Origin of the sequence: Sphingomonas sp. (assembly GCF_019749955.1) — a bacterium.
Classification (GTDB): domain Bacteria; phylum Pseudomonadota; class Alphaproteobacteria; order Sphingomonadales; family Sphingomonadaceae; genus Sphingomonas.
In genome coordinates this window covers 18,337-43,723 of the sequence record NZ_JAIEPC010000077.1, presented here as the reverse complement: position 1 = coordinate 43,723, position 25,387 = coordinate 18,337, and the positions used below count along the sequence as shown (strand labels likewise).

Annotated in this window: 28 protein-coding genes; 11 read left to right on the top strand and 17 right to left on the bottom strand. The window is 62.4% G+C overall.

The genetic code is table 11. The features are described 5' to 3' along the window. Nucleotides 1-80: 80 nt before the first annotated feature. Complete coding sequence (locus tag K2W81_RS13775; RefSeq protein ID WP_294105300.1) at nt 81-818, bottom strand: M15 family metallopeptidase; 738 nt, start codon at nt 816-818, stop codon at nt 81-83. A 69-nt stretch (nt 819-887) separates the two neighbouring features. On the opposite strand from K2W81_RS13775, the gene K2W81_RS13770 reads away from it, so the two are divergent. Continuing rightward, nucleotides 888-1,622, top strand: a complete 735-nt coding sequence (locus tag K2W81_RS13770; protein ID WP_294105298.1) for an RluA family pseudouridine synthase — start codon at nt 888-890, stop codon at nt 1,620-1,622. Next, nucleotides 1,615-2,019 (top strand): alternative ribosome rescue aminoacyl-tRNA hydrolase ArfB, encoded by a 405-nt coding sequence (gene arfB, locus K2W81_RS13765; RefSeq protein ID WP_294105295.1) that lies wholly within the window; start codon nt 1,615-1,617, stop codon nt 2,017-2,019. The genes K2W81_RS13770 and arfB overlap by 8 nt, the downstream gene beginning before the upstream one ends. Before the next feature lie 58 nt (nt 2,020-2,077). Here the strand turns inward: arfB and K2W81_RS13760 are convergent, their stop codons facing one another. From K2W81_RS13760 to K2W81_RS13750, 3 genes are all read right to left on the bottom strand, one after another. Beyond that, complete coding sequence (locus K2W81_RS13760) at nt 2,078-2,347, bottom strand: hypothetical protein (protein ID WP_294105293.1); 270 nt, start codon at nt 2,345-2,347, stop codon at nt 2,078-2,080. Beyond that, nucleotides 2,319-2,597, bottom strand: a complete 279-nt coding sequence (locus K2W81_RS13755; protein WP_294105291.1) for a hypothetical protein — start codon at nt 2,595-2,597, stop codon at nt 2,319-2,321. Before K2W81_RS13755 ends, K2W81_RS13760 begins: the two co-directional genes overlap by 29 nt. An 83-nt stretch (nt 2,598-2,680) precedes the next feature. Further along, nucleotides 2,681-2,950 carry a hypothetical protein gene (locus K2W81_RS13750; RefSeq protein ID WP_294105289.1) on the bottom strand — a complete coding sequence of 90 codons (270 nt, stop codon included), beginning with the start codon at nt 2,948-2,950 and terminating at the stop codon, nt 2,681-2,683. Between the two features lie 268 nt (nt 2,951-3,218). Between K2W81_RS13750 and K2W81_RS13745 the strand changes: the two genes are divergently transcribed. Further along, on the top strand, nt 3,219-3,458 hold the full coding sequence (locus tag K2W81_RS13745; RefSeq protein WP_294105287.1) for a hypothetical protein: 240 nt from the start codon (nt 3,219-3,221) through the stop codon (nt 3,456-3,458). Between the two features lie 161 nt (nt 3,459-3,619). On the opposite strand, the gene K2W81_RS13740 is transcribed toward K2W81_RS13745, so the two are convergent. The 4 genes from K2W81_RS13740 to K2W81_RS13725 all read right to left on the bottom strand — a co-directional run bounded on the left by K2W81_RS13740 (nt 3,620) and on the right by K2W81_RS13725 (nt 6,105). After that, the gene (locus K2W81_RS13740; RefSeq protein ID WP_294105286.1) at nt 3,620-4,402 is read right to left on the bottom strand and encodes a hypothetical protein; all 783 of its coding nucleotides are present in this window, start codon (nt 4,400-4,402) and stop codon (nt 3,620-3,622) included. Nucleotides 4,403-4,457: 55 nt separating this feature from the next. Continuing rightward, nucleotides 4,458-5,516: a ribonucleotide-diphosphate reductase subunit beta gene (locus K2W81_RS13735; protein WP_294105283.1), complete on the bottom strand. Its 1,059-nt coding sequence runs from the start codon at nt 5,514-5,516 to the stop codon at nt 4,458-4,460. Nucleotides 5,517-5,581: 65 nt separating this feature from the next. Next, nucleotides 5,582-5,785 carry a hypothetical protein gene (locus tag K2W81_RS13730; RefSeq protein ID WP_294105281.1) on the bottom strand — a complete coding sequence of 68 codons (204 nt, stop codon included), beginning with the start codon at nt 5,783-5,785 and terminating at the stop codon, nt 5,582-5,584. Further along, complete coding sequence (locus tag K2W81_RS13725; protein WP_294105306.1) at nt 5,782-6,105, bottom strand: hypothetical protein; 324 nt, start codon at nt 6,103-6,105, stop codon at nt 5,782-5,784. Before K2W81_RS13725 ends, K2W81_RS13730 begins: the two co-directional genes overlap by 4 nt. Nucleotides 6,106-6,191: 86 nt before the next feature. Between K2W81_RS13725 and K2W81_RS13720 the strand changes: the two genes are divergently transcribed. Continuing rightward, on the top strand, nt 6,192-6,440 hold the full coding sequence (locus tag K2W81_RS13720) for a DUF2171 domain-containing protein (RefSeq protein ID WP_294105278.1): 249 nt from the start codon (nt 6,192-6,194) through the stop codon (nt 6,438-6,440). A gap of 58 nt (nt 6,441-6,498) precedes the next feature. On the opposite strand, the gene K2W81_RS13715 is transcribed toward K2W81_RS13720, so the two are convergent. After that, nucleotides 6,499-6,894: a membrane protease subunit gene (locus K2W81_RS13715; RefSeq protein WP_294105275.1), complete on the bottom strand. Its 396-nt coding sequence runs from the start codon at nt 6,892-6,894 to the stop codon at nt 6,499-6,501. Between the two features lie 32 nt (nt 6,895-6,926). After that, nucleotides 6,927-8,840 (bottom strand): ribonucleoside-diphosphate reductase subunit alpha, encoded by a 1,914-nt coding sequence (locus tag K2W81_RS13710; protein WP_294105271.1) that lies wholly within the window; start codon nt 8,838-8,840, stop codon nt 6,927-6,929. 645 nt (nt 8,841-9,485) lie between these two features. Here K2W81_RS13710 and K2W81_RS13705 point away from each other — a divergent pair. Genes K2W81_RS13705 through K2W81_RS13695 form a run of 3 tightly spaced genes read left to right on the top strand, consistent with a single transcriptional unit; the run spans nt 9,486 to nt 12,911 of the window. Next, entirely contained in the window at nt 9,486-10,388 is a 903-nt protein-coding gene (locus K2W81_RS13705) for a hypothetical protein (RefSeq protein ID WP_294105269.1), read from the top strand. A gap of 1 nt (nt 10,389) precedes the next feature. Then, complete coding sequence (locus K2W81_RS13700; protein WP_294105267.1) at nt 10,390-10,869, top strand: hypothetical protein; 480 nt, start codon at nt 10,390-10,392, stop codon at nt 10,867-10,869. Further along, on the top strand, nt 10,869-12,911 hold the full coding sequence (locus K2W81_RS13695; RefSeq protein ID WP_294105264.1) for an AAA family ATPase: 2,043 nt from the start codon (nt 10,869-10,871) through the stop codon (nt 12,909-12,911). The genes K2W81_RS13700 and K2W81_RS13695 overlap by 1 nt, the downstream gene beginning before the upstream one ends. A 233-nt stretch (nt 12,912-13,144) precedes the next feature. On the opposite strand, the gene K2W81_RS13690 is transcribed toward K2W81_RS13695, so the two are convergent. Next, nucleotides 13,145-15,772: an EAL domain-containing protein gene (locus K2W81_RS13690; protein WP_366932262.1), complete on the bottom strand. Its 2,628-nt coding sequence runs from the start codon at nt 15,770-15,772 to the stop codon at nt 13,145-13,147. A 166-nt stretch (nt 15,773-15,938) separates the two neighbouring features. On the opposite strand from K2W81_RS13690, the gene K2W81_RS13685 reads away from it, so the two are divergent. Both K2W81_RS13685 and K2W81_RS13680 read left to right on the top strand, forming a co-directional pair. Beyond that, nucleotides 15,939-17,459 (top strand): fumarate hydratase, encoded by a 1,521-nt coding sequence (locus K2W81_RS13685; protein ID WP_294105262.1) that lies wholly within the window; start codon nt 15,939-15,941, stop codon nt 17,457-17,459. Further along, nucleotides 17,456-17,854, top strand: coding sequence for a hypothetical protein (locus K2W81_RS13680; RefSeq protein WP_294105260.1), 399 nt, complete (start codon nt 17,456-17,458; stop codon nt 17,852-17,854). Before K2W81_RS13685 ends, K2W81_RS13680 begins: the two co-directional genes overlap by 4 nt. Here K2W81_RS13680 and K2W81_RS13675 read toward each other — a convergent pair. The 3 genes from K2W81_RS13675 to K2W81_RS13665 all read right to left on the bottom strand — a co-directional run bounded on the left by K2W81_RS13675 (nt 17,851) and on the right by K2W81_RS13665 (nt 20,079). Beyond that, a complete protein-coding gene (locus tag K2W81_RS13675) occupies nt 17,851-18,225 on the bottom strand; it encodes a hypothetical protein (protein ID WP_294105259.1) in 375 nt (124 codons plus the stop codon). The genes K2W81_RS13680 and K2W81_RS13675 overlap by 4 nt on opposite strands. Next, complete coding sequence (locus tag K2W81_RS13670) at nt 18,222-19,598, bottom strand: alpha-amylase family glycosyl hydrolase (RefSeq protein WP_294105257.1); 1,377 nt, start codon at nt 19,596-19,598, stop codon at nt 18,222-18,224. The genes K2W81_RS13675 and K2W81_RS13670 overlap by 4 nt, the downstream gene beginning before the upstream one ends. 79 nt (nt 19,599-19,677) lie before the next feature. Then, a complete protein-coding gene (locus K2W81_RS13665; RefSeq protein ID WP_294105254.1) occupies nt 19,678-20,079 on the bottom strand; it encodes an EVE domain-containing protein in 402 nt (133 codons plus the stop codon). A gap of 169 nt (nt 20,080-20,248) precedes the next feature. Here K2W81_RS13665 and K2W81_RS13660 point away from each other — a divergent pair, with 169 nt between their 5' ends. Beyond that, nucleotides 20,249-20,641, top strand: a complete 393-nt coding sequence (locus K2W81_RS13660) for a hypothetical protein (protein WP_294105251.1) — start codon at nt 20,249-20,251, stop codon at nt 20,639-20,641. Nucleotides 20,642-20,756: 115 nt separating this feature from the next. Next, on the top strand, nt 20,757-21,029 hold the full coding sequence (locus tag K2W81_RS13655) for a DUF3297 family protein (RefSeq protein WP_294105248.1): 273 nt from the start codon (nt 20,757-20,759) through the stop codon (nt 21,027-21,029). 351 nt (nt 21,030-21,380) lie between these two features. On the opposite strand, the gene K2W81_RS13650 is transcribed toward K2W81_RS13655, so the two are convergent. The 3 genes from K2W81_RS13650 to K2W81_RS13640 all read right to left on the bottom strand — a co-directional run bounded on the left by K2W81_RS13650 (nt 21,381) and on the right by K2W81_RS13640 (nt 25,384). After that, entirely contained in the window at nt 21,381-22,136 is a 756-nt protein-coding gene (locus tag K2W81_RS13650) for an isocitrate lyase/phosphoenolpyruvate mutase family protein (protein WP_294105246.1), read from the bottom strand. 747 nt (nt 22,137-22,883) lie between these two features. Further along, on the bottom strand, nt 22,884-24,725 hold the full coding sequence (locus K2W81_RS13645) for an AAA family ATPase (protein WP_294105244.1): 1,842 nt from the start codon (nt 24,723-24,725) through the stop codon (nt 22,884-22,886). Continuing rightward, a complete protein-coding gene (locus K2W81_RS13640) occupies nt 24,725-25,384 on the bottom strand; it encodes a hypothetical protein (RefSeq protein WP_294105242.1) in 660 nt (219 codons plus the stop codon). The genes K2W81_RS13645 and K2W81_RS13640 overlap by 1 nt, the downstream gene beginning before the upstream one ends. Between the last annotated feature and the right edge of the window lie 3 nt (nt 25,385-25,387).

Below are 25,387 nucleotides of genomic sequence, written 5' to 3'. Positions count from 1 at the left end.
GCATCCGTTCAGGGGGTCAATTTTGAAAGCCGATCAGCCCCGAACGGGGTCAATATTGCAGGCCGATTCACACCAGCCGCTCAACGCTGCATGATAAAGCCCGGCGCGGGGGCCAAAGCCCGCGCCGCGCTGTCGCCCGTCGTCGGTCGCGCCGGAAAAATCGTCCGCGCCGTCGCAAAGGTCGCGCGCGCCGCGCTCGCGCCGGGGATCAGCATCGACGTGCCGACCCAGCGCCAATGCCACGGCTCCCACGACACGCTTTGCGCATTACCCGCCGGAAAGCTCAGCTCAAAGCCATAGTCGGGGCCGTGCAGCATCAGCCAGCGCCCCGCCGCCGTGCCCGCAAAGCACGACGACACATCGGCGCAGCCGCGCGACGGGCGCGTGCCGAAATCGATCGCATAGCCCGTCGCATGCTCGCTATAGCCCGGCGGCCCCACAAAGCGCGCGCGGTCGGCGGCATCGCGCGCGCGCTTCTTCGGGCCGATCGCGCTGCAAAACACCTGCCGCTGATGCGCGATCGACCGATAGCAGGATACCGCCCGCAGCCGCCCCTTCACTTGCGGATCGGCATCCGCCGCCGCCAGCATCCGCCCCAGATCATAAGCAACCTCGGGCCGTACCCGGCACGGCGCACCAATCGCAAAGCCCGGCGGTGCCGCCACCAGATCGGTCGGGCGCGCCTCGTCATAGCGGATATGCCCCAGCATCCGCCCGTCGACCGCCGCCACATCCTGCGTCGGGCACAACAGCTCGCCGCGAGCGGCTTCGCCCGACACCGCCAGCCATGCCAGCGCGGCCACCATCGCGTGCTTCATGATTCCCCCGGGCGCCTCGATTTGTCCTAGCTCTGGCATGTCGGCGCCAAGACTGGCAAGGGCGGTTGCATGCTTGCCGATCATGTTCTTTTCATCGACGCCGAGGCGATCGTCATCGACAAGCCCAGCGGGCTGCCGGTCGATAGCCCACGCGACGGGGGCCTGTCCCTCGACAACCATCTGCAGGGGCTGACCTTCGGCTTTCAGCGCTGGCCGGTCGCGGTCCACCGGCTCGACCGCGACACCAGCGGCTGCCTGCTCCTCTCGCGCAACCCCAAGGCGCAGGCACGCTTTCAGGCGGCGTTCGAGGCGGGGACCGTCGCCAAGCGCTATATCGCCGTGCTCGACGGCGTGCCCGAGGGCGAGAGCGGGCTGATCGACCTCGCCCTCATCAAGGTCAGCACCGCCGAGACCGGCTGGCGGATGACCGGCGATGCCAAGGGCAAGCCATCGCGCACGCATTGGCGGCTGATCCGCAGCGAGGGGGGCCAGTCGCTGGTCGAATTCCGCCCCGAGACCGGCCGCACCCACCAGATCCGCGTCCACGCCGCCGAAGGGCTCGGCTGCCCGGTCGCGGGTGACCCGGTGTACGGCAAGGCTGGGCCGCACGGGATGCTGCTCCACGCCGCCGAACTCAGCGTGCCGCGCGGGGCCAAGCCGCCGGTGCACGCAATCGCACCCACGCCGCCGCGTTTCGCCGCAGCCGGGTTCGACCATGTCGAGCCGAACGCGACCGGGCCCGTCGATCCGACCGCGCCGCCTGCCGCCCCCGCCGCTGCCGACGCCGTATCGGATCATGGCTGACTTCATCCTTCCCGAAAGCGCGATCGAGGAAAAATTCCTCGCCGCGACCGGCCCCGGCGGGCAGAATGTCAACAAGGTCGCGACCGCCTGCCAGCTCCGCGTCGACGTCTTCGCGCTCGGCCTCGCGCCTGATGTGTACGCCCGGCTGAAGGGGCTGGCGGGCAGCAAGCTCACCGCGACCGGCACGCTGCTGATCACCGCGCGCAAGCACCGCACCCAGGAAGCCAACCGCGCCGACGCCCGCGACCGCGCCACTGCGCTGATCGTGGCGGCGCACCAGCGCCCGGTGCGCCGGGTGAAGACCAAGCCCTCGAAAACCGCCAAGGCCAAGCGGGTGGACGAGAAAAAGGGGCGCAGCGTGGTGAAAGCCGGGCGCGGGCGGGTGTCGGTGGAGTAGGGGCCCAAGTGTCAAAAGTGATGAAAGTGACGACCTAAATGAAAATCGCTCTCACCATTCACGCGTCGCCCGTCGTCAATCCGTCTGCGGGCAAGTCGACGTCGCCCAGCGCCCCGATCAGCCGGGGGATCGCCGCCCGGGCATCGCCAGCGGGATCGGGGAACATCGGCAGGCGATCGGCCTGAGAACCAAAACGGTTCGGGTCGCTCTTGGTTAGCAGAAACATCAGCAGCGCGTCGGAAGGATTGACCGTCTCGCCGATCAGCTTGCCGTCGCGCCAATATTGTTTACGCGTCCCCTCAATCGCGCGTTCGTAAGCAATGCTCACGAGCCGGACACTTGCACAGCGCAGTGCTGCGGTCCCACGCGAGCGCGAACGGTTTGCCCTTGGGGTGCCGCCGCAAGCGATAGGCCGATTGCGGCGAGACCCCGACCGCGCGACAAGCAAGCGTGATGCACCCGCTATCGGCGAGCGCGGCAATGAAATCGCGCTGCCGCTCGGCACTCCAGCCGTTGTGGCGCTCGCGAAGGGTGGCGGGGGCGAAGGCGAGGGTGTCGGGGGTCTGGGACTTGGGCATCGGGTAGCTCCGGGACGTTGGGGAGCCGAGTCATATAACCAAAAAGGTTCGTGTTGGAAAATGGATTTTCTCGATCAGGCCGCTTAATCGTCCTCGGATAGGAGAGTACGAAATGCCTGTTGCACCGCTTCCATATCGCCCTCAGGGTCTTCTGCGGCCTCCTCCGCTGCCATGCCAAGCGCCTGCTTTACTAAGCGCTCGGGATCGAGGCCACGACCGCGTGGGAGGTGGATCAGGTTGCAGATCATGTCGGCGATGGCATCACGCGCGGTGTCGACGTTTGTCTGTTCGACGAACTCCTTTAGCGCACCGAGTGCCGAATTTGCGCGAGTTGCGTTTGTGACTTCGATCATGCTCGCTCACTTTTGAACGTGCGCTCGACAAGTCGGGTCTCGGATTCGCATTTGTGGCAGTGAGCGTAGTCGAACACCGCGCCCAGTACCCAAGCTTGCGTGCTCGTATCCCAGTTGGCCCAAGCGTCACGGGAAACGTCGTCACCGCCGCATCTGTTGCAGACAAATTCGACCTTCATTTTATGCCTCCGATGCCCTAGCGTTATGGCCGGTAAAAGCTGGGCGATACAGTCTAGTGATTGGATGCATCCAAAATGGATACGATTTGATGGCTATTTCTTGGACTGCTGCTGTTGAAGCGGCAGTGGAGCGGCATGTTGCAGCGAAAGGCGACGTTGTTTTTACACGTCAGGAGTTGATCGACCGCGAACTAGATCAGATCCTCTCCCAAACAGGATCAGTGGGGCTCACACCAGCTATGACGCTGAGCCGCGAATTACAGGAGATGCGTGATCGCGGTCGCGTCGAGTTTGTCGACGAGCGCGGCACCTATCGATTCATTAAATAGAGTACTCGGTCGCTATTTTTCGGAAAGCAAATCGGGCTCAGATCATAAAAAGAAAGATTTAGCGAATATAATCAAAGAAGTGATACATCGCCATATTTCTAAAATTATTTGAAATTCGGTTGGATTGCAGATCGATATAAATGTTTATATTTGATCAAATTCTATTCAACGCCTTCAATTCCGAAGCAATCATATATTATGATTCTCTTAAGTTTTCCATCTACGTAGAATATCTTCTTGAATCGAATGTTAACGGTCGCGCCTGTTCTGTCCGCGTATTGTGTAAGATACCTCGAAAGGTTGGAGATAGTCCTAAGCTCGGCTGTCTTGTCGACCCTAAAAGGGATCGTTCTCCCCAAATCAAAAAAGTAAACCCGCCCGTGCCTTGAATTTACATTCAACGCAGCAACGGAAACATCTTGGACACTTTCTCCCTCTTCGGTAATCTCATTCTTGAGATATTCTTTTGTTCCTTGATTAAAATCAACGAGAATTTGCCTACCAGTCTTGATTTGTATTTGCTGCTCGTGGTGGTTTATCCAAGCGTGACCTCGGAGAAGCGATGGAGCCACAGCCTCCGTGAGCGCGTCGATGTCCCCTGATCGATAGACAACTCCATTTAGTTCAACGTCACCGTCGTCGCCTGTTCCCGTCGCCCGCTTCCAAACTACCTTGAGCAAATCGTATATTGCATTTCCTGCGGCGCCCATCGCGAGGTCGCCGCCTAGCGCTAACAATGCGCTTAGGCTGCCCGGCCTGGTTTCCTCAAAGAAGAACCTCAGAGTGTCTGCATAGGGCTGTCGCTGCCTGACGACTCCGGTCGCTGTGAAATGGGCGACTAACGTTGCTGCATGAGCAAGCCCAGCAAGAGATTCCAGCCCTTCATTTGCTTCGATACGGTTCCGAGCAGCTTCGAGGCCAGAGAACCGAATTTCCAAAGGCATAGAATAATCCCCACCTTGCGTAGAGGTTATTCTAAATCATCTTAAATTCAATAGCTCATTCAGCCGCAATCCCCGCCCGCGCAAACATATCCCCCTCACCCTCGCCCGCATCCTCATTCGCCGCCGGGACCGTCTTCACCTTCTGGCGCTTGTCGAACGAATCCCACACTTCGTTCCAATTCCCCCGCGTCGCGCCCTTGGAGTATTCCGTCGCGCGCTGTTCGAAGAAATTGGCGTGCTCGACGCCGTTCAGCAAAGGCGCGAGCCAGGGGAGGGGGTGTTCCTCGATCATGTAGATCGGCTTCAGTTGTAACTGCCCCAGCCGCCAGTCGGCGATGTAGCGGATGTATTTCTTGATTTCCTTGGGCGTCATCCCCGTCACCGGGCCTTGTTCGAACGCGAGATCGATGAACGCATCCTCGAGCCGCACCGTCGTCTGGCACACATCCATGATGTCGTCCTTGACTGCCTTGGTCAGGCAGTCGCGCTCCTTGCAGAATTCGTGGAACAGCCGGACGATGCCTTCGCAGTGCAGGCTTTCGTCGCGCACCGACCAGCTCACGATCTGGCCCATGCCCTTCATCTTGTTGAAGCGCGGAAAGTTCATCAGCATCGCGAAGCTGGCGAATAATTGCAGCCCTTCGGTAAAGCCGCCGAACATCGCCAGCGTGCGCGCGATGTCCTCGTCAGTGTCGACGTTGAAGCGCTGCAGATAGTCGTGCTTGTCCTTCATCTCGCTATATTCGAGGAACATGCCGTACTCGCTTTCGGGCATGCCGATCGTGTCGAGCAGGTGCGAATAGGCGGCGATGTGCACCGTTTCCATGTTGCTGAACGCCGCCAGCATCATCTTGATTTCGGTCGGCTTGAACACGCGGCCATATTTGTCGTGGTAGCAATCCTGCACCTCGACATCGGCCTGGGTGAAGAAGCGGAAGATCTGCGTCAGCAGGTTGCGTTCATGCTCGCTGATCTTCTGCGCCCAGTCGCGGCAATCCTCGCCGAGCGGCACTTCCTCAGGCATCCAGTGGATCTGCTGCTGGCGCTTCCAGAATTCATAGGCCCAGGGATATTCGAACGGCTTGTAGGTTTTGCGGGCGGAGAGGAGGGACATGTTGGGCCTTTCGGTGCTTGATTAGAATATGGGGTGCGCGGGGGCGGGCGTCATCGGCGGAGATGTCATCGGCCTTGGCCCCAACTTGAGAGCGCATAAGCGAAGCCGCCGAGGATGATGGCGCCTGCGCCGAGCATCGTGCCGGCGATGCGGCGGCGGTAGATCGCGGCTTCGCTCGTCGCGGGCCGCGTGAGCGTGAACGCGGTGCCGCCCAGCACGAGCAGTGCGACGACCGCCATCACCAGCGGTGCGGAGATCAGATCGTTCATCGCCGTTCCCGCCGCACGACGGTGCGCTCGACATAGACTTTCTGCGTCCCCCGCGCGCCGACGCCAAACACGACGATGCCGAGGAAATAGCCGAAATCATACCAGCCGCCATTATTGGGCACGGCATAGACCGCGATGTCGGGCACGAAGATCGACGCGACCCACGCGACGGGGAAGATGAAGCCGTGCCACAGCCCGAGCAGGAAGCCGGGGCCATCGGGCGCGACCCCGCTCGCCGATTGCTGCGCGGTGCACGCGGCGAGCGCGAGTGCGGCGACGACGGGCGCGGCGAGGCGGAGGCGGTGACGGGCGGGGGGCATGATCAATGGCTCCTGAATGATGACGGACATGCACCCAAACGCGTGCCCGCGCGTTCAGGGCGCATCATCATGACGGAGGAACGACGATGGCGCACGACCACCCGATCAAGGACCGCATCAAGGACCATATGGACGTGATCGGCGCCGACGGCGTCCACGTCGGCACCGTCGACCATGTCAAGGGCGAGCGGATTCAGCTCACCAAGACGCATAGCGGCCCGCATGGCGATCATCATCACTTCATCCCGCTCGCGCTCGTCGCCGATGTCGAAGGCGACAAGGTGCGGCTGTCGGCGAACGCCGATGTGGCGGTGACGTTCGAAGAAGAGAAGTAAGCACCTGTCTGCTGCCCCCGCGCGGCGGGGGTGGCGGGCTGGCATAGGCAACCACCGGTCACTTGGCTTCGTCCAGCCGCCGGGCTTCGGTGACGGGCAGACCGGCCTCGGTCGGCACATAGATCAGCGATGCTTTCGAATCCTCAAGCGCCTGAATCTGCAAATAACGCAGATAGCCTTCGGGGCCGCCAAGGCTGTTCTGCAGAATCGCATTGGCCTCGGCCGCGCCCTTCGCGCGAATGACTTCGGCTTCGGCGAGCGAGATCGCGCTTTCCTTCTTGGCGCGCGCCTCAAGGATGGCCACTTGGCGCGATGATTGCGCCTCGGCGAGCGCCGCTTCGCCCGCCAGCCGCTGCGCATAGACACGGTATTGCGGCCACCCGATCAAGAGCAGCAGCAACAGCACCAAGCCACCAAGCGCAGCGATGCCCATGCATCCCGTCCGCTGATCCATTTGCCGATCGCCTTAGCTGAATTGACCGATGATCACTGACACGCCAGACACTCGTCATAGTCCGTGCTTTCGCCCAGCTCGATCTTCTTCGGCTCGGCGGTGTTGTCGGCTTCGACGCCGCCCGCGAAGCCTGCGCGCTGGATCGACTTTGAGCGGAGGTAATAGAGCGATTTCACGCCCAGCTCCCATGCGCGGAAGTGGAGCATCAGCAGGTCCCATTTCTCGACATCAGCCGGGATGAACAGGTTGAGCGATTGCGACTGGTCGATATAGGGCGTGCGATCGGCGGCAAGTTCGATCAGCCAGCGCTGGTCGATCTCGAAGCTCGTTTTGTAGCAGTCCTTTTCCTCCTGGCTGAGGAAATCGAGGTGCTGCACCGAGCCACCGTTCTCCAGGATCGTGCTCCACACGCCTTCGCTGTTCTTCGCCTTGTCGATCAGCAATTTTTCCAGATAGGGATTGCGGATCGAGAAGCTGCCCGACAGCGTCTTGTGGGTGTAGATGTTGGCCGGGATCGGCTCGATGCACGCGCTCGTCCCGCCGCAGATGATGCTGATCGACGCGGTCGGCGCGATCGCCATCTTGCACGAAAAGCGCTCCATCACGCCCTGATCGGCGGCATCGGGGCAGGGGCCGCGTTCGACCGCGAGCTGCATCGATGCCTCATCGACCTGCGCGCGGATGTGCTTGAAGATGCGCAGGTTGTACTGCTTGGCCATCGCGCCCTCGAACGGCAGCCCGCGCGCTTGCAGAAAACTGTGGAAGCCCATCACGCCGAGGCCGACCGAGCGCTCGCGCGTGGCGGAATAAGCGGCGCGCTCCATCCCCGGCTCGGCGCGGTCGATATAATCCTGCAGCACATTGTCGAGGAAGCGCATCACATCCTCGATAAAGCCCTTGTCGTCCTTCCACTGATCCCAGGTTTCGAGATTGAGCGATGACAGGCAGCACACGGCGGTGCGATCCTTGCCGAACTGGTCCTTGCCGGTCGGCAGCGTAATCTCGCTGCACAGGTTCGAAGTCGAGACCTTGAGCCCGACATCGCGGTGATGCTGCGGCATCGCCTTGTTCACATGATCGGCGAAGACGATGTACGGCTCCCCCGTCGCCAGCCGGGTTTCGACCAGCTTCTGGAACAGGCTGCGCGCATCGACCGTGCCGCGCACCGAGCCATCCTTGGGGCTGAGCAGATTCCATTCGGCCCCGGCGCGCACCGCTTCCATGAACGCATCGGGGATCAGCACGCCGTGGTGGAGGTTCAGCGCCTTGCGGTTGAAATCGCCACTGGGTTTGCGGATTTCGAGGAATTCCTCAATCTCCGGGTGGCTGATGTCGAGATAGCAGGCCGCCGACCCGCGCCGCAGACTTCCTTGCGAAATCGCGAGCGTGAGCGAATCCATCACCCGCACGAACGGAATGATGCCGCTGGTCTTGCCGTTCAGGCCCACCGGCTCGCCAATGCCGCGGACATTGCCCCAATAAGTGCCGATGCCGCCGCCACGCGACGCGAGCCAGACATTCTCGTTCCACGTCTGGACAATGCCTTCGAGGCTGTCGGGCACCGAATTGAGATAGCAGGAAATCGGCAACCCGCGCCCGGTGCCGCCGTTCGACAGCACGGGGGTCGCCGGCATGAACCACAGCTTCGAGATATAGTCATAGATGCGCTGGGCGTGACCGGCATTGTCGGCATAGGCCGAGGCGACGCGCACGAACAAATCCTGAAACGATTCGCCGGGCAGCAGATAGCGGTCGCGCAGCGTATCCTTGCCGAAATCGGTGAGCAGCGCGTCGCGGCCATGATCGACCTCGACCGGATAGGGTTGCGGCTTCACCGATTTGCTGTCGCGTGGGGCCTTGGCGGTGGCGACGGCGGTCGCCGCTGCGTCGACCGCGTCCTGTACGATGCTGTCCATGTTCGCGTCCTGGCCTTCCCGAAAATCCATCACTGCTCCATCCCTGCCTCGCGGACCTTCGTTGGTCCGACGCTGATTCGACTCAGGGGCGAACCCCCATGTTATCACCGACGAGCCGCACGACGAGAACAAAAAGTGATCACCATCTCGTGCACAGTGCAGGATATCCCGTTCCACAACCTGGGGTTGCGGTGACCGATCTACCAGCGCTTGGGTTCGCCCCCGAACTCGACCACAACAGATTGTGCCCATTCGCCGCAGCACGCAAGACGGTAAATGACAGTTTAGGGACTCGGTTCGTCGCTCATATGACTCGGTTCATGGCGCGCGGGAGTCGATCCACAGCCGCGACGCGTGGACGTAGGCGGGGTTGGGGAAACGCAAGAGAACGAGGGGAGAACGAAAATATATTGGTGGGGTGGGGTCGGAACTGAGTCACGCCGCCTAGCCCGAGCGGTGGGCATTGGGGCAAGCCTCCAGCTCTAGCGCGAGAGGCTGAAACGCGGCTCTTGTGACGAGCCGACAATCGGCTGTTGCTTATCTAACGTGCCAAGTTAAAATCTAGCGTACCAAGTTAAATCCGAAGGGGGAGATTGTTGAATAACCGAATATTCTGGATCTTCGAACCGGACCTGCTGGGCCACGAATTTTCGTCGGGCGGGGACTACTAGGGCTTTGGCTAGCGAACCCGACATTTGGGACGGCGACGAGTGGGAAGCTCAAGTCCTTCAACTACTCCAGACGGAACACGGCGCGCACAACGTTCAGAAGGTCCCAGCAAAGCATCTCGGTGATTGCGGACTCGACTTCATCTGCCTGCATGAGCAGCTCGTGTACCAATGCTACGCCGTCCAAGAGCCGGTCGGCGTCGCGGTCCGTGCGGACAAGCAGAAGTCGAAGATCACGACCGACATCAAGAAGTTTTGCGATCTGAGTGGCGGTGCTGCCAACATCCTAAAGGGCCAGAAAATCAAGCGCTGGATACTGGCCGTGCCCCTGCATGACAGCAAAGCGGTGGTCGAGCACGCGGTGAAGAAGGCGGCCGAGGTCAGGGCGAAGAAACTGCCGTATGTTGATGACGACTTCCAGATCATCATTCAGGATCGAGAGACCTTCGACGCAGACACGTGGAATCAAAGGATGCTTCTGCGGAAGCGTATCCGCCCGATAGTGCCGGAGCCCACCGACGAAGACGTTGCGGCTGTATCCGACGGGGATCAGAACCTAGCCGACAATCTTCGCGCAAAAATGGTGAAGCGCGTGTCAGACCCCGGCGAGTTGGAGGACGTCGTCGATGATCTGCTCCGCGTGTTCGTTCAATCAGAGAATGCAAAGGACGCGCTGCGTTCCATGGCGCCGGACGCCTATGAGAACGTCGTCCGCCTAATCTCGGAAAGGTTGAGGCGCTTGCGGTTCGGATCGCGCAAGCTTGTCGGCGACCCCCTAGACGCCGAGATCGACTCGCTGAAGACCGCGATACTAGCGGCAGTTCCAAACCTCGATCCCGGCACGGCCGATATGATCGCACTTGGTGCCGTGAGCGATTGGCTCATGCGCTGCCCGCTGAAGCTCGACTGATATGGAAGAGGCAAATCGCATCCGGTCGAAGCTGACCGGCGAGTTCTCGGTGACGCAGCGCCCCGAGCCGATCCCAGGCGACCTACGCCTTGGTTGGGGCGTCTCGCTGCTTCTTCTCGTTCTGGCTTCGTCGCGCGGGCAGCGTTGCAGTCTTCAGAAGGTTCATTTTCTCGCCCATTTGAGCCGCACGGCTAAATCGCGACACCAGATGCGTGAGGTCGTTGCAAGGCGTAGGGCGCCGGTTGACCTTTCGGTCCGCATCGAGCCTTGGGTAAACCGGGCAGCGGCGTTCGCTGCCGCCAGCGGTCTTGTGCACGTTCAAGACGGCAAAGCCCTGGTGCTGTCTGACGAGGGCAAGAAGGCTGCTGCGGCGATCCGGAAGGAGAAGCTGCTCGAGGATGAAGCATCATTTCTTGAGCACATCGGCAAGCTGACGACAGAGCAAGTGGTGGAGCGGATAATGAAGATGGAAGCGCTCTGATGCTCCGCATCAGGCATATCAGGCTGCGCGCTGAAACGACTGGCGGTCTATACGGAACCGACGTAAGGCTCAACGGCGGACTGACCGTTCTCCACGCGCCGAACACGTCCGGTAAGTCGACGGTCCTCCACGCGTTTTTATATGCTCTAGGTCTTGAGCAGATGCTCAGCCCGAGGAGGGAGATCCCTCTTTCCTACGCAATGCGCGACTACGTCCAGAATCCCGCCAACGGAGTCGAGCACAAAATCCTTGAGTCATACGTCGCCGTAGAGATTGAGAACGGCAGTGGTCAGATGATGACGGTGCGGCGCAACGTCATCGCCGAAGGTGATCGACGGCTGATAAGCGTCATTGGTGGCCCGGAGCTAACCGAAGGTCCGGGCGACTATGCCCGCCGCGATTACTTCGTGATCGACGCTGGCGGCGCTCAGCGGGAGGCTGGCTTCCACCGGCTCTTGGTCGAGTTCATGAGCTGGAACCTGCCGACGGTGAAGAGGTTCGATGGCGGCGACTGCCCGCTCTATGTCGAAACCCTGTTTCCACTGTTCTTCGTCGAGCAGAAGGTGGGTTGGACTGCGATACCCGGCGCTATACCAACTCAGTTCAGGATAAGAGAAGTCCACCGGCGAAGCGTCGAGTTCCTGATGGATTTCGATACACACGACATGGAGCTTCGGCGCCAGGACCTCGAACTGCGCATGGGCGCGGCGAGGACCGATTGGGCTAAATCTGTGGATGCAATCGTTGCGCTTGCCACGGCGTCAGGGTTTAGAGTGGCACGCCTTCCAATGGCGCCGACCGCGTTGGGAAGCGATATCGAAAACGCCTATCTGGAATACCAGCAGAACGGCGAATGGCTGCGCGTGCAGACGCGCATCGCGGCTCTGGCGGAGCAGCTTGAGACGCTCAAGAACGAATCCATCCCCGAGGTGGAAGGTGTGGTCGAAGGCGCGGCGGCGGAGGCCGAGGCGCTCAGCGCCCAGATCATGTCATTGAACACGGAACGGTCTACGATTTTCCGGGATCGACAGGCCGAACTCGTCCAGCAGGCGTCGACCGCACAGCGGATCGCCCAGCTCGAGGAGGACCTTCAGAAGAACAAGGACGCGCTAAAGCTCCAGAATTTCGGCTCCAGGCTTTCACGCGAGCTCGACCCCAACCACTGTCCGACGTGTGAGCAGGCGATCGATCAGTCGCTTCTGCCACAGGGAACGTTGGAGTCGGTGATGTCCATTGAGGACAACATTGAATACCTCAGCGCCCAGAGGAAGGTGTTCAAGCGGCTCGTCGATCGCTCGGTCGCCATGATCCGCGGACTAGACCTGGAACTGGTATCAACGGGTGAGGATGTCAGACGTAAGTCAGCACGTCTCCGCGCGCTGAAGTCCGATCTGATCGCTCCGTCACATGCGGCCTCTGCGGCGTTCATCGAAGAACGACTTCGCGTTGAACAGGAACTGTTTCGCGTCGGCGACACGATGGGGCGGTTCGAGCAGCAGCTTGATGCGCTGAACGAGCAGGCACGAGTCTGGCGGGATATGCTGGCTGAACGCGCTGCCCTTCCGGAAGCGAGGCTGAGCGACGAGGACGTCGGCAAGCTGTTAAAGCTGGAGACGTCGATCAGGTCTCAGCTCGTCAGGTATGGGTTCGGTACTTTCCCCGCGAAGGACCTCACGGTGTCGCACGACAGCTACCGGCCGGAGAAGGAGGGCTTCGAGATTGGGTTCGAGCTTTCCGCCAGCGACAGCATTCGATTAAAGTGGGCCTATCAGCTCGGGCTGCTTGACGTTGCCCATGGGAGCAAAACCAATCATCCGGGGCTGGTGGTTTTCGACGAGCCCCGACAGCAGGAGGCAGCAGAGGCGAGCGTCGCGATGCTGCTGTCGGAGGCGTCCAGAATAGCGAAAGGACGTTCCCAGATCTTGATCGCCACAAGTGAGGATCTTTCGAAAGTGAAGGGGTTTCTAGAGGGATTCGAATGCCAACTGCTGGTGTTCGATGGAAAGATGATTGCACCGATATCGGACGACGCCGGCTCCTGACGGGTACTTGGCGTTCGTCCCAAACTTGCCCGCGAACAGTCGGTGATTCCGCGCCCGGTCGTCGAATGAGCGGATTTGGCGTGAGCGAACATTCGCGACACCGTGCCGGAACAGCGACTTTTGGGTCGATTGCTGCCATCCCCGCTCGTGCTCTTGCAGCGTAGGAACTGCGACTGGACGTAGCGGCGCAATCCTCCGCGCGGTCAGCACACCCCCTCCGAGCAACGCCCCCCTCACCCCGCCTTCTTGACCTTCGACCCTTCGCCCGAATTCAGCCGCGCGACGTTGAACCGGTCCTTGAATTCGATCCCGGCGCGCCCGTCCTTCGCCCAGCGTACCCTGGCCGGGAACATCTGGCCTTCGATCAGTTCGATCAGCAGCGTGACCTGCTCCGGGTCGCGGCCGAATTCGATGCCGTCGATCATCGCGCCGGTCGCCGAAATATCGCGGATGCGGACTTCGCCGCGTTCGCCCGCCACCTCTAGCGTTGCGGTGCGGAACAGCTTGGTGCGGCTTGCGCGGCTGACGCGGAAGCCCGAGATGGTCGCCGCGCCTTCGCCCTTGATCAGCGCGTCGAGCACGATTTCGGCGCGCGCGGGCTTGCCATAGACATAGCCCTGGATGTGGCTGCACCCCAGTTCGCGGATCAGTTCGATCTCGTCCTGCGTCTCGACGCCTTCGGCGGTGGTTTCCATGCCGAGCGACCCGGCGAGCGTGACGATCGCCTTGATGATCGCGGCGTTGCGGTTGCCGGCAATCGCGGCGCCGCGCACGAAGCTCTGGTCGATCTTGATCTTGTCGAACGGCGCCGACTTCAGATAGCCGAGCGATGAATAGCCCGTGCCGAAATCGTCGAGCGCGAGGCGCACGCCAATCCCCTTGAGGCTCTTGAACATCGCGTCGCTCGACTGGCTTTCGTCGAGGAACACGCCTTCGGTGATTTCGAGTTCGAGGCGGCTGGCGGCGATGCCGGCGCGGGCAATCGCATTGGTGACAATGCTCGGCAGCGTCGGATTGGCGAACTGGATCGGCGACACATTGACGGCGACGCGGACATTCTTCGGCCATTTCGCAGCTTCGAGGCAGGCCGTGCGGAGCACCCATTCACCGATCGTTTCGATGAGCCCGCAATCTTCGGCGACGGGAATGAATTCGGCGGGGCTGATCGCGCCGCGTTCGGGATGCTCCCAGCGGATCAGCGCTTCATAGCCGACGATGCGGGCGCTTTCGGTCGACACCACCGGCTGGTAGACGAGGTGGAACTGGCCCTGCACCAGCGCGTGGCGCAGATCGTCTTCGAGCTGTTTGCGGTTCTGCGCGCCGTGCAGCAATTCCTCGCGGTAGAAGCGGTGGATGCCGCGCCCCTCGGCCTTGGCGGCGTAGAGCGCGAGATCGGCATTGCGGACCAGCGTTTCGGGGTCCTTGCCGTCCTGCGGCGCAATCGCGACGCCGATCGAACAGCCGATCGTCACGGTGTTGCCGTCGATCGAATAGGGTTGCGACAGCGCATTGATGATCGTGCGCGCGAGGTCCGACAGGCGCTCGGGATCATTTTCGCTCGGCAGCACGACCTGGAATTCATCGCCGCCCAGCCGCCCGACAAGGCCGGCATCGCCGACCGAGCGGAGCAGCCGCTGTGCGACCTGCTTGAGCAGGATGTCGCCGGTCTGGTGGCCAAGCGTATCGTTGACCACCTTGAACCGGTCGAGATCGAGCAGGAACATCGTGGTCGGGCGATAAGGGCCGACCGGCTGGTTGAGCGTCTGTTCGAGCGAGGCACGCATGCGCTGGCGGTTGGCAAGGCCGGTGAGGCCATCGAACAGCGCGAGGCGGGTAATCTGGGCCTCGGCGCGGCGCTTTTCGGTCAGGTCGGCGCCCGAGCCGACAAAGCCCTGGAAGCGGCCATTATCGTCGATCACCGGGCGGCCCGAAATCGACCACCAGTGATCGGGCATGCGCATCGACACCGCGCGCACGGTGTAGTCCGAAAATCCGGTGCGCGACGACATGTGGAAGCCGAGCGTGCGTTCGGTGCCGGGGGCGGATCCGTCCATCTGGAAAACCGATGTCAGCGGGCGGCCGAGCGGCGGCAGATCAGGTTCGGTCACCGCGTCGGCGACCTTTTGCGACAAATAGGTCAGCTGGCCGTCGCGGTCGGTCTGCCAGAACCAGCCGGTGCCATTGCTTTCGAATTCACGCACCAGCCGGGCGGCGAGCGCGCCTTCGCGATATTCGCTGGTCTGGCGGCGCGCGCTGGTGACGTCCATGATCGCCAGCCGCCGCGTGGCGATCGCGAGACACGCGAGGCAGAGGAAGGCGACGCCGGTCGCGGTGCCGAGCCCGGCCAGCGCCCAGATCATCGTCGTGATGGCCGCCGAAAAGGCGAAGGTCGCCGCGCGCAGCGGATGAATCGCCATGGCAGTGCCGCCGAGCGCGCCGAGCAGCGCCACGACACAGGCAAGCTGGCTGCGATCAAACGGCAGGCGGCTGGCTTCCCACAACAGCGCGACCAGCCCGGCGGCGACGGCGGCGGCATAGCCGATTGCTGCCCAGCAATGGGTATGGGCGGTCCAGCGGCGGCAGGCGGGGACCTTCAGGATGATGACCGCGATAATGCTCGGCACCAGCATCGCCACCGATTCGGCACCCACCCGCATGATCAGCGGGATGCGTTCGGTCATCAGCGCGGCAAGCAGGATGGTTACCGCAGCGCAGAGCTGCACCACCAGCGTGAACGGCCAGATCGCCGCGACCAGCCGAATCTGCCCGTCGAAGTCCGCCGCGCCCAGCGAGTCGTTGCGGCCGGTCAGCCCCAAAGCTCGCCAAAGGCTGGTACGCGCTGTGGTGGCGTGCTGGTTCAACCCGGATCCTGTTGCGTTCGAGGCGTGCATGGCAGTGGACCAACGCGGTAACGAAACGACCTTAAGGAATCGCTGACGCGTGCGATGATTCGGCAACCGGCTTGGCGCTGGCTGCGCACGGGCTTATGGCCGGGAAGGCAGCTCCCTCTGCCGAATGAGGACCGAAATGACCGTCACGATCCGCGAAACCGATCTGATCGAAAGCGTCGCCGACGCGCTCCAGTTCATCAGCTATTACCACCCGATGGATTATATCCGCGCGCTGGGCGTCGCCTATGAGGCCGAGCAGGGGCCAGCGGCGAAGGATGCGATTGCGCAAATCCTCACCAATTCGCGCATGTGTGCCGAGGGGCATCGGCCGATCTGCCAGGACACCGGCATCGTCACCGTGTTCGTCAAATGGGGGCAGGACTGTCGGCTCGAGTCGGCGCGGTCGCTGCAGGAGGTGATCGACGAGGGCGTGCGCCGGGCTTATCTGAACCCCGAGAACAAGCTGCGCGCGTCGATCCTGACCGACCCGGCCTTCACCCGCCGCAACACCCGCGACAACACGCCGAGCGTGCTCCATGTCGAAATGGTGCCGGGCACGACCGTTTCGGTGGACGTGGCGGCGAAGGGCGGCGGCAGCGAAAACAAGAGCAAGTTCAAGATGATGAACCCCAGCGATTCGATCGTCGATTGGGTGCTGGAGATGCTGCCGCAAATGGGTGCGGGCTGGTGCCCGCCGGGGATGCTTGGGCTAGGCATTGGCGGCACGGCCGAAAAGGCGATGCTGCTCGCCAAGGAATCGCTGATGGGGCCGATCAATATGGCCCAGCTCAAGGCGCGCGGGGCGCAGAGCGATATCGAGGCGCTGCGGATCGAGATTTACGACAAGGTCAATGCGCTCGGCATCGGCGCGCAGGGGCTGGGGGGCCTGTCGACGATCCTCGACGTCAAGATTTTCGACTGGCCGACGCATGCCGCGTCGAAGCCGGTTGCGATGATTCCAAACTGCGCCGCGACCCGCCACGCGCATTTCACGCTTGATGGATCGGGACCGGTGTATCTCGAGCCGCCGAAGCTCTCCGAATGGCCCGACGTGAACTGGACGCCCGACAAGGCGGCGATCCGCGTCGACCTCGATACACTGACGCCCGAGATCGTGCAGGGCTGGCAGCAGGGCGACCGGTTGCTCCTCAACGGCAAGATGCTCACCGGGCGCGACGCCGCGCACAAGCGGATCAAGGACATGCTCGATCGGGGTGAGCCGCTGCCGGTCGATTTCGCGGGGCGCGTGATTTACTATGTCGGGCCGGTCGATCCGGTCGGCGACGAGGTTGTGGGTCCGGCGGGGCCGACCACCGCGACGCGCATGGACAAGTTCACGCGGATGATGCTCGGGCAAGGGCTGCTCGCGATGGTCGGCAAGGCCGAGCGCGGGCCCGATGCGACGGCAGCGATTGCGGAAGGCAAGAGCGCCTATCTGATGGCGGTCGGCGGGGCGGCCTATCTGGTCGCGCGCGCGATCAAGGGATCGACCGTGGTCGGCTTCGCGGACCTGGGGATGGAAGCGATCTATGAATTCGAGGTCGAGGATTTCCCTGTGACGGTCGCGGTCGATTCGAGCGGGGCGAATGTCCACCAGCTTGCGCCTTTGGTGTGGAAGGAGCGGATCGCGCGCGAGGGGTTGCTGGCGGGCGTGTGATCGCCGCTGGCGCACGCTATTTCGCGATCGTCTTTGCGATTGCCTTTGTGTTCGGGACGATCCGCACGCTCTGGCTGGCGCCCGCGATCGGGGCGACGGCGGCGGTGCTGGTTGAGTTGCCGCTGATCCTGATCGTCAGCGCGGTTGCGGCGCGGTGGATTGTCCGCAGTTCCCGTCTGACGCGCGGAGGTGCGCTGGGGGCAGGCGCGGTTGCGTTTGCCTTGCTGATGGCGGCGGAGGCAGGGCTCGCGGTGTTCGCCTTCGGGATCAGCCTCAGCGCTTGGGCGGCCTCGTTGGTGGCGATGCCGGGGGTGATCGGGCTGGGCGGGCAACTGGGCTTCGCGCTGATGCCCTGGCTATGGAGCGCCTTGGCACACCGGCGCGCAGGCGCCTAACGCGCACCCGCAAGCGCCGTATCGAGCGTCGCGATCAGGCTGGCGACATCGGCTTGCGCGTCGAGGGTCGTCGCATCGATCAGCAGGCGCGGCGGGGCGTCGCCTTGCGCAATCAGCACCGCTGGCAACGCCACCTCAAGCGCTCGAAAAGCCCGGCGAAATCCATCGCGGTGGTAGAATTTGACCGGATAAGGCAGCCGCGCCAGATAGGCTTTCCAGTCGCGCCGCATCGCCACCGCGCCATACGTCACCGCGCACAGTGAGCAGGGGTAGGTGGCGGGCGAAATCAGCTTGTGCGCGGCATCGATCAGCGCGGCGCCGATGCCGTCCGGGGCATTGTATACGAAGATCAGCGACGCATTGCCCGTCACTTGGCGCCGGTCAGCACGCGGTGGCTCCACGCGGGCAATGTCACCGTCGCGCCGTCGCCGAGCGTCACAGCCGCGCCGCCCTCCCAATCAATGTAGCGTCCGGCATAAGGGCCGTCCTTCAGCGACACCGTCACAGCCTTGTCGGACATGTTGAACAAAGCGAAGAATTTGTCGGTGCCTTTGGTGCGCGTGAAGCTCAGCACTTGCGCCGGCGCGGAGTTAACCACCGGCACCATCCGTGCACCCCATTGGCCGTTCCACAGCGCTGGATGCGCCTTTTTCAGTGCAATCAGCCGTTTGAACAGCGCGCCATTGGGATGATCGCGCCACGCAATCGGATCACGCTCGAAGAAGGCAAGGCGCTTGGCGTTGCCCGCTTCCTGCCCGTTATAGATCAGCGGCAACCCTTCGCTGACGAAGGTCAGCACAATCGCATTGTCGAGATTTGGCCCGAAGCGTTCGAATTCGGTGCCTTCCCAGCTGTTCTTGTCGTGGTTCGAGGTGAACAGCATCCGCATCGCTTCATGCGGCCATGACGTTTCGGTCGCGCTGTAATAGCCGTAGAGCGCGTCGGCTCCGGCCTTGCCCTGCGAAATATTGGCGAGCGTGTCGCCCCACATCCAGGCGTAGCTGGCGTCGAAGGCGCGGCGGTGCAGCTCGCTGGTGTCGGCCTCCGCCAGCATGAAGACAGGCTTGATCGCTGACAGTTCGGCGCGGACATTGTCCCAGAAATCAACCGGTACCAGCCCCGCGACGTCGCAGCGGAAGCCGTCGACACCGGCTTCACGCACCCAATAGGCCATTGATTGCGTCATATATTGCCGCAGACCGGGCTTCGAATAATCGAAGTCGATGATGTCCGACCAGTCGAACCACGGCGTCGGTCGGAAATCGCCTTTCCAGTCATGGTCGTACCAGTCGGGGTGCTGGGTTGTCAGTGGATTGTCCCATGCGCTGTGATTGGCAACCCAGTCGAGGATGACATGCATGCCCAGCTTGTGCGCGGCGGCCACGAAGCGCTTGAGATCGGCCATCGTCCCGAATTCGGGGTTCACCGCGCGGTAATCGCGCACGGCATAGGGGCTGCCAAGGCTGCCCTTACGGTTCTTCACGCCGATCGGGTGGATTGGCATCAGCCACACGATGTCGATGCCGAGTGCCTTCAGCCGGGGCAGTTGCGCTTCGGCCGCCTTGAACGTGCCCTCGGGCGTAAACTGGCGCGTGTTGAGCTGATAGAGCGTCGCGTCGCGGCTCCACGCCGGATGGGTAAGCGTGACATAGGGCTTGGGTGTGTAGCGCGGCGGCACCTGCGCCGTCGCAGGAAACGCGGTGACGAGCGCGAGCGCCGTTCCCATCAAGGCCAGCAGACGCATCACTTCTCTCCCGGTTATCTTGTCGCGGGAGTGTGGCGCGCGCGGCGGCAGGCGGGAAGCGGAATACGTATGTGGCGGGTCAAGCGCCCGCGAGTTCCATGATCACGGCCCATTCGGCGTCGGTGACGGGGCTGACCGACAGCCGCGATTGCTTGATCATGCGCAGGTCGCTCAGGCGCGGCTCGGCCTTCATCGTCGCGAGCGTGACAGCCTTGGGCAATTTGGCGCCGCATTCGACTTCGACCGACACCCATTTCGGATCGGTCGGGTCGGGCTGGTAGGTGCGCGTCACGCGTGCGGTGCCGACGGCTTCCTTGCCTTCGTTCGAATGGTAGAAAATCAGGCCGTCGCCGACCGCCATCGCCCGCAAATGGATCGCGGCGGTCGCATTTTTCACGCCGGTCCATTCGGTGCGCCCTTCGGCGACGAATTCATCCCAGCCATAGGTCGCGGGTTCGGATCGGATCAGCCAATATGCCATGCGCGCGCTCTGCCCGAGCGAGCGGCGCCTCGCAAGATGGGGCTGGCTAAACGCTGCATGAACATGGCATTCCCACAGCGTTCAGCCGGGCGCCGATAGACCCATCAGCAAGCTCGGCGGCACAGGCGTTGTTTGGTTGAGCTTTGACAACTGGCTGAAAGGACAGACGATGACTTCATTTCTGAAAAAGGCCGGGATCGGCGCTGTGCTCGCAGCCACCGTCCTGACCGCTGCGGCCCCGGCCGAAGCGCAGCGCTGGGGCGGCTATCGCGATTATGGTCGGCGCGGCGGGAATGCTGGCCCGGCCATCGTTGCGGGCATCGCGGGGCTCGCGATTGGTGCGGCAATCGCCTCCAACCGCAACGATCGTTTCCGCGACCGCTATTATTATGATCGCGGCTATCCCCGTGACTATGACTATCGTTATTACAACGATCACGGCTATTATCCGCAGGATGGCTATTACGCCTATAGCTACCGGGACCGTTATCCGCGTTGCTATACCGAGCGGCGCTGGGATCGCTATTATGGCCAGCCGGTGCTCGTCCGGGTATGCTATTGAGCTACACGGGCCTTTGGCCTGAATTTTCGTCAGGAGCGCGCGCGATCCCCCTCGCGCGCGCTTTTGTCGTCAGCGGGCTGGCGTTTTGGCGCGACTTGAGTCAAAGGCGCGGACCATGACCGACACGCCCCCCGATCGCCTTTCGTCCAACCCGCGCAGCCCGTTCTTCGAGCAGGCGCACCTCGAACGCGGCATCGGCATCCGCTTCAAGGGTGTCGAGCGCAAGGACGTTGAGGAATATTGCCGCTCCGAAGGCTGGATCCGTGTCGCGCTCGGCAAGAAGGTCGACCGCCACGGCCAGCCGCTGACCTTGAAGCTGTCGGGCGAGGTTGAGGCTTGGTTTGAGAAGCCGGCTGAGGGGGATGCGGGCGAGGGCGACGAAGCCTAACGCTGACCGTTCGTCCCGAGCGACGTCGAGGGGCGGGCCACAAGCGAGTCGCTTGGCGCCTGTATCTCGACTGCGCTCGATACGAACGGGTGGGGGAATGAAGGTGTAACCCCAACACCCCCGCTTGTTTCGAGCGAAGTCGAGAAACAGGCAACGGGCGAGTCGCTCGGTGCTTGTCGCTCGATACGAGCGGTTGGGCGAGTTTGGATCGGTTGGCTCCCTCTACCGTTTGCCCTGAGCTTGTCGAAGGGCCGTTCTTCTTCTGCGAGTTGTCGGAAGAAGAAGAACAGTGCTTCGACAAGCTCAGCACGAACGGTTCATGGGTTGTCCCTTTTTTGCTTGCCCCGCACCCTACCCCAACACTCCCCGTGCCGCCTCCTCGAACGCTTTCAGCGCCAGCCGGTACGGCCCCGGCCCGTGGCTCACCCGCGCAATCCCGGTCAGCGCGACCTGCGCCGCCGTCGGCGCGCCTGGAAAGGCCATGAAATTGACCGGCAGCGGCGATCCCTTGCACACTTTTTCGAGCAGCTTGAGATCGACCAGCCCCGGCACGAAGAACCCGCTCGCGCCCGCATCGGCATAGGCCAGCGCGCGCTCTATCGCGGCGTCGACCATTGCCGCGTCATGCGCGTCGGCGGGGGCGGCGAGGAAAATGTCGGTGCGCGCGTTGATGAAGAAGCTGGCGCCCACCGCCTTGCGGATCGCCTTGATCCGCGCGGCTTGATCGCCGAGCGGGTGGAGCGTGCGCGGGGTGGCGCCGATCACCTGATCCTCAAAATTGCACCCTATCGCGCCCGTCGCGGCGAGGGCTGCGACATTGGCGGCGGTGCGCATCGGATCGGTCGCATAGCCGCCTTCGAAATCGATGCTCACCGGCAGCTTGGTCGCCCCCACGATCCGTGCGGCATTGGCAATCGCGAGGTCGAACGGCAGCCCTTCCGCGTCGTGAAACCCTTGCGCGGCAGCGACCGACCAACTCCCGGTCGCGACGGCCTTGGCGCCTGCACGCTCCACCGCCGCCGCGGAGCCTGCGTCCCAGACGTTGAACAGGATCAGCGGGCTGCCGGGGACGTGGAGCTTGGCGAAGGTGGTGAATTTGTCGGACATGGGCGACTCCGGGGGGATCGATTCTGATCTTTCTTAAACCGCGCCCGCAGCGGGCGGGAAGGGGCTGCCCGCCGTCACCCGCGCGCCACTTCCTGTCAGCGCTACCCCGTGCCGGTCGAGCCCGGCATCGCATCACGCCGCGAAAGGTTATGAAAGTTACGACCATGGCAGGGGGGTGTGACGTTGCCGGGGAGGGCGGTGTTGGCCAAAGCGACTCGATTTTCAAAGACCGGCACCGAGCATCGCCGAAGATTTCCTACATTGGAAGGGGGTGGTTGCGGTCGGTCTGTAGACCAACACGGGGGGGCAATCCGGTCGGCCCGCTCACGGGAACCGAGACGGCATAACCTGCGGCTTGTTGATGAAACTCGGGGCGGCAGCTCAGCGCCCCAATTTCTGTCGTTTGGAGCTGCCTAAGCCGAGTTCGCGAGCTGCCGTTGGTGGACTTACATTCGAAACGCAACGAGCGCGTTGCTGTTGCGAGCCTCGGGCTCGGCGCATCGTTTGCGACCAGGGGCGGAAACGTAACCAGGGCCGTCCCAAAAGAAAACCCGGCGATCGCTCGCCGGGTCGTTGGTCTTGAACTTTGTTGCGGTCGTCAGGCGTCCGCACCGGAGTCATGCACCATGTTCATTCTCCCATCTTCGATCAGGCTATCACGAGATTTATTAACCGTCAGTGAAGCCGTTGGTTTCGGTTAATACGGATTGTAGGAACGATTCACGACAGGCGCAACGGCAATCGTGATCAATCGCGACGGTTGAGAAACGGCGGCTTGGGAATTTTCCCATTTTGCAACGTCTCCCGCATCTCCCGAAGGTCCTTGAGGAACTCCTCTCCCGACCGGTGGGTGGTAAAGGTCCAGCAGCTAAAGGAGTTCCCGCCTGCCGTTATCCGCTCCTCGGCGCGCGTGAGCTCGCGGAGAGCCTCGTCGACGCGTCCGACGACGCCCCGAACCAGCGCAATGCACTGGTGGAGGTTGGGGTCGCCATCGTCGTCCGCCGACAGGCGTGCGTCCAATGCCACAAATTGGTCTGTGGGCACGGTGTCCGTCGCGCCCCATTCGGCGATCGCAAAATTGAACTGCTCCGCGAGATTCTCGTCGTCCTTCTGGTTTCCGATGTCTATCGCATCGCGAAATCGGCCTGCGCCGATCAGCGCAAGCATCAGGGCGTTAGTCACGTCCTTCCGCAGTTCGGGGGACATCTCGTTCTGTCGCGATGCGGCCAGGAACGCGTTGGCGACGAGGTCGTGGTTGCGGCGGTCCTGCATAATGAGGTGCGAGAGGACGACCTTCGAGCTAAGCCTCGTCTCCGACTGCTGGAAGATGGCGAGCGCGTCACTGACGGGATCGTCGGCCATCACCCGAAGCAACTGGGCTGCGGGCCTAAACTCAAAGATGGTCCCATTCGGCGACGATAGGACGGCCTTCAGGTCCTGGAGAGCCTCCTCCTTCTTGTTGAGGTTAATCCGCGCAACTGCGCGCAACATCCGTGCCCGCTCGGTCTTTAGTCCCGCACGGATAACGTCGGAGAGGCTGCGCTCCTCCTGCTCGTACTCGCCGGCTGTCGAGAAGACACCTGCCGCCATGATTGCGATCTCGCCGTCGCCTTCATGGAGCCGCGCGATCTCGCTCGCGCGCTCGATCACCTTGGTCGCCGCCTGCCCCTTTGTGGCTCTGCGTGCCGCCTCATAAATTTGGGGCAGGCGCATGAGGGACGCAACAGCGCCTTCGCGATCAATCGGATTCTGCTCGATGATGGCCGTTTTTAGCTCGTTATACTCCTTGGCGAGCTTTGACTGGCTGCGGTTGAGGACGATCAGAGGCTGCTCAAGCAGCTCCATATTCTGCCAGTGGTGGATGTGCGTGACTGGGGGCTCAAGCTCGGCCGGATTGCCATAGCCCAGCCGGCTCGCGGCGCTTTTGAGCGCCTTGCCGAGGATGTCATCCTCGTCAAACAGGTCAGGGATGTTCGACGGACAGAAGATTAGCTCGATCCTGCGGTCCTGTTCGATCGTCTCCTCCCGGATCTGGCCGACAATCGGGGCGAGGCCACCGATGTTCTGCTCGGTGGGCACGAACATCGTCACGACCGCGTCTGGAAGCTGCCTCGTGCAGATACCGCCGATGTCGGTGTTGCCGGTCCGGCTGTCGATGAGGACGTAGTCGAAGCCGATATCGTGCGCGGCCCACTGGCGCCTCAGGTCCTCCAGCATGTCGTAGCCGTGTTGGTGCTCGTAGAGGAACCCCCAGTCGATGCTCGCGAACCTGTCGGAGTAGGAGGCTTGGGTATTGTCACCCGCGGGCATAACCCAGACCGCATGCTCCTCGTCGAGTGGACACTTCACAATGTAGTTGGCCACATCCGGTGACACGGTCGTCTCCAGATAGTGAAGGATGTAGTCGACGATCCCGGGAAGGCCGCGTGCGCAGCTGAGCGGCCCGTAGCTTGGGACGCCGGGCGCCTCCAGGTCGAAGTCAACGATGAGGACGCGCTTCCCCGCGTGGGCGAGCAGGGCTGCGACGTTGGCGAGCGCCATGGTTCGGCCGACGCCGCCCTTGTAGGAATAGAATGTGGTGACGTACATCACTGCACCATTTGTTGAGCTGACACGGTCCGCCGAAGGTCAAAGCCTTGGCGATGTCGAGCAGCACCGCGTGGCGGCTCGACGCGGAGCTTGGGCCTGTCGATCTTCCGACGCGTGTAGAACTCCGTCGTCACATATTCGGATTCCACGACCACGGGCGCCAGCACCTCGGCACGTGCAGGCCGATTGTCTGAATGTGCTTCGGCATTAAGGCGGTCGAGCAGCTGCGCCATCTCGACGATGGAGTGGTCTATTTTGCCGGCGGCGTGCAACCAGGCGGCAACCTCACTCCATTTCCAGAGTGGTCGTAAACCGCTGACGCAAGCGACGGGCGTCGGGAATCCCTCACCGCGTTCGCCATTAACGTAGAGCGACACCGCTTGGCGAGAGACCTCGGCGCGCTCAGCGATGTCGCTGGCGCTAACAAGGGAGTCTGGCTCGATGCGGACAATAGTGGCCCCGGCACGGCGGACATCGGCGTGTGCGCTCTCGACCGCTTCGATGAGAGTATTAGCCTCGCGGTCGAATTCGAGGACGAAGAGGCCGCGCTGCAATCCAACGAGCGCGTCGTCGCATCCCGCCTCGTAGAAGCGGTCCAGCCAATCATCGTTGTCGATGGGAAGACCGGTAGCGACGATCGTGAATTCGTAGCTGTTCATGGT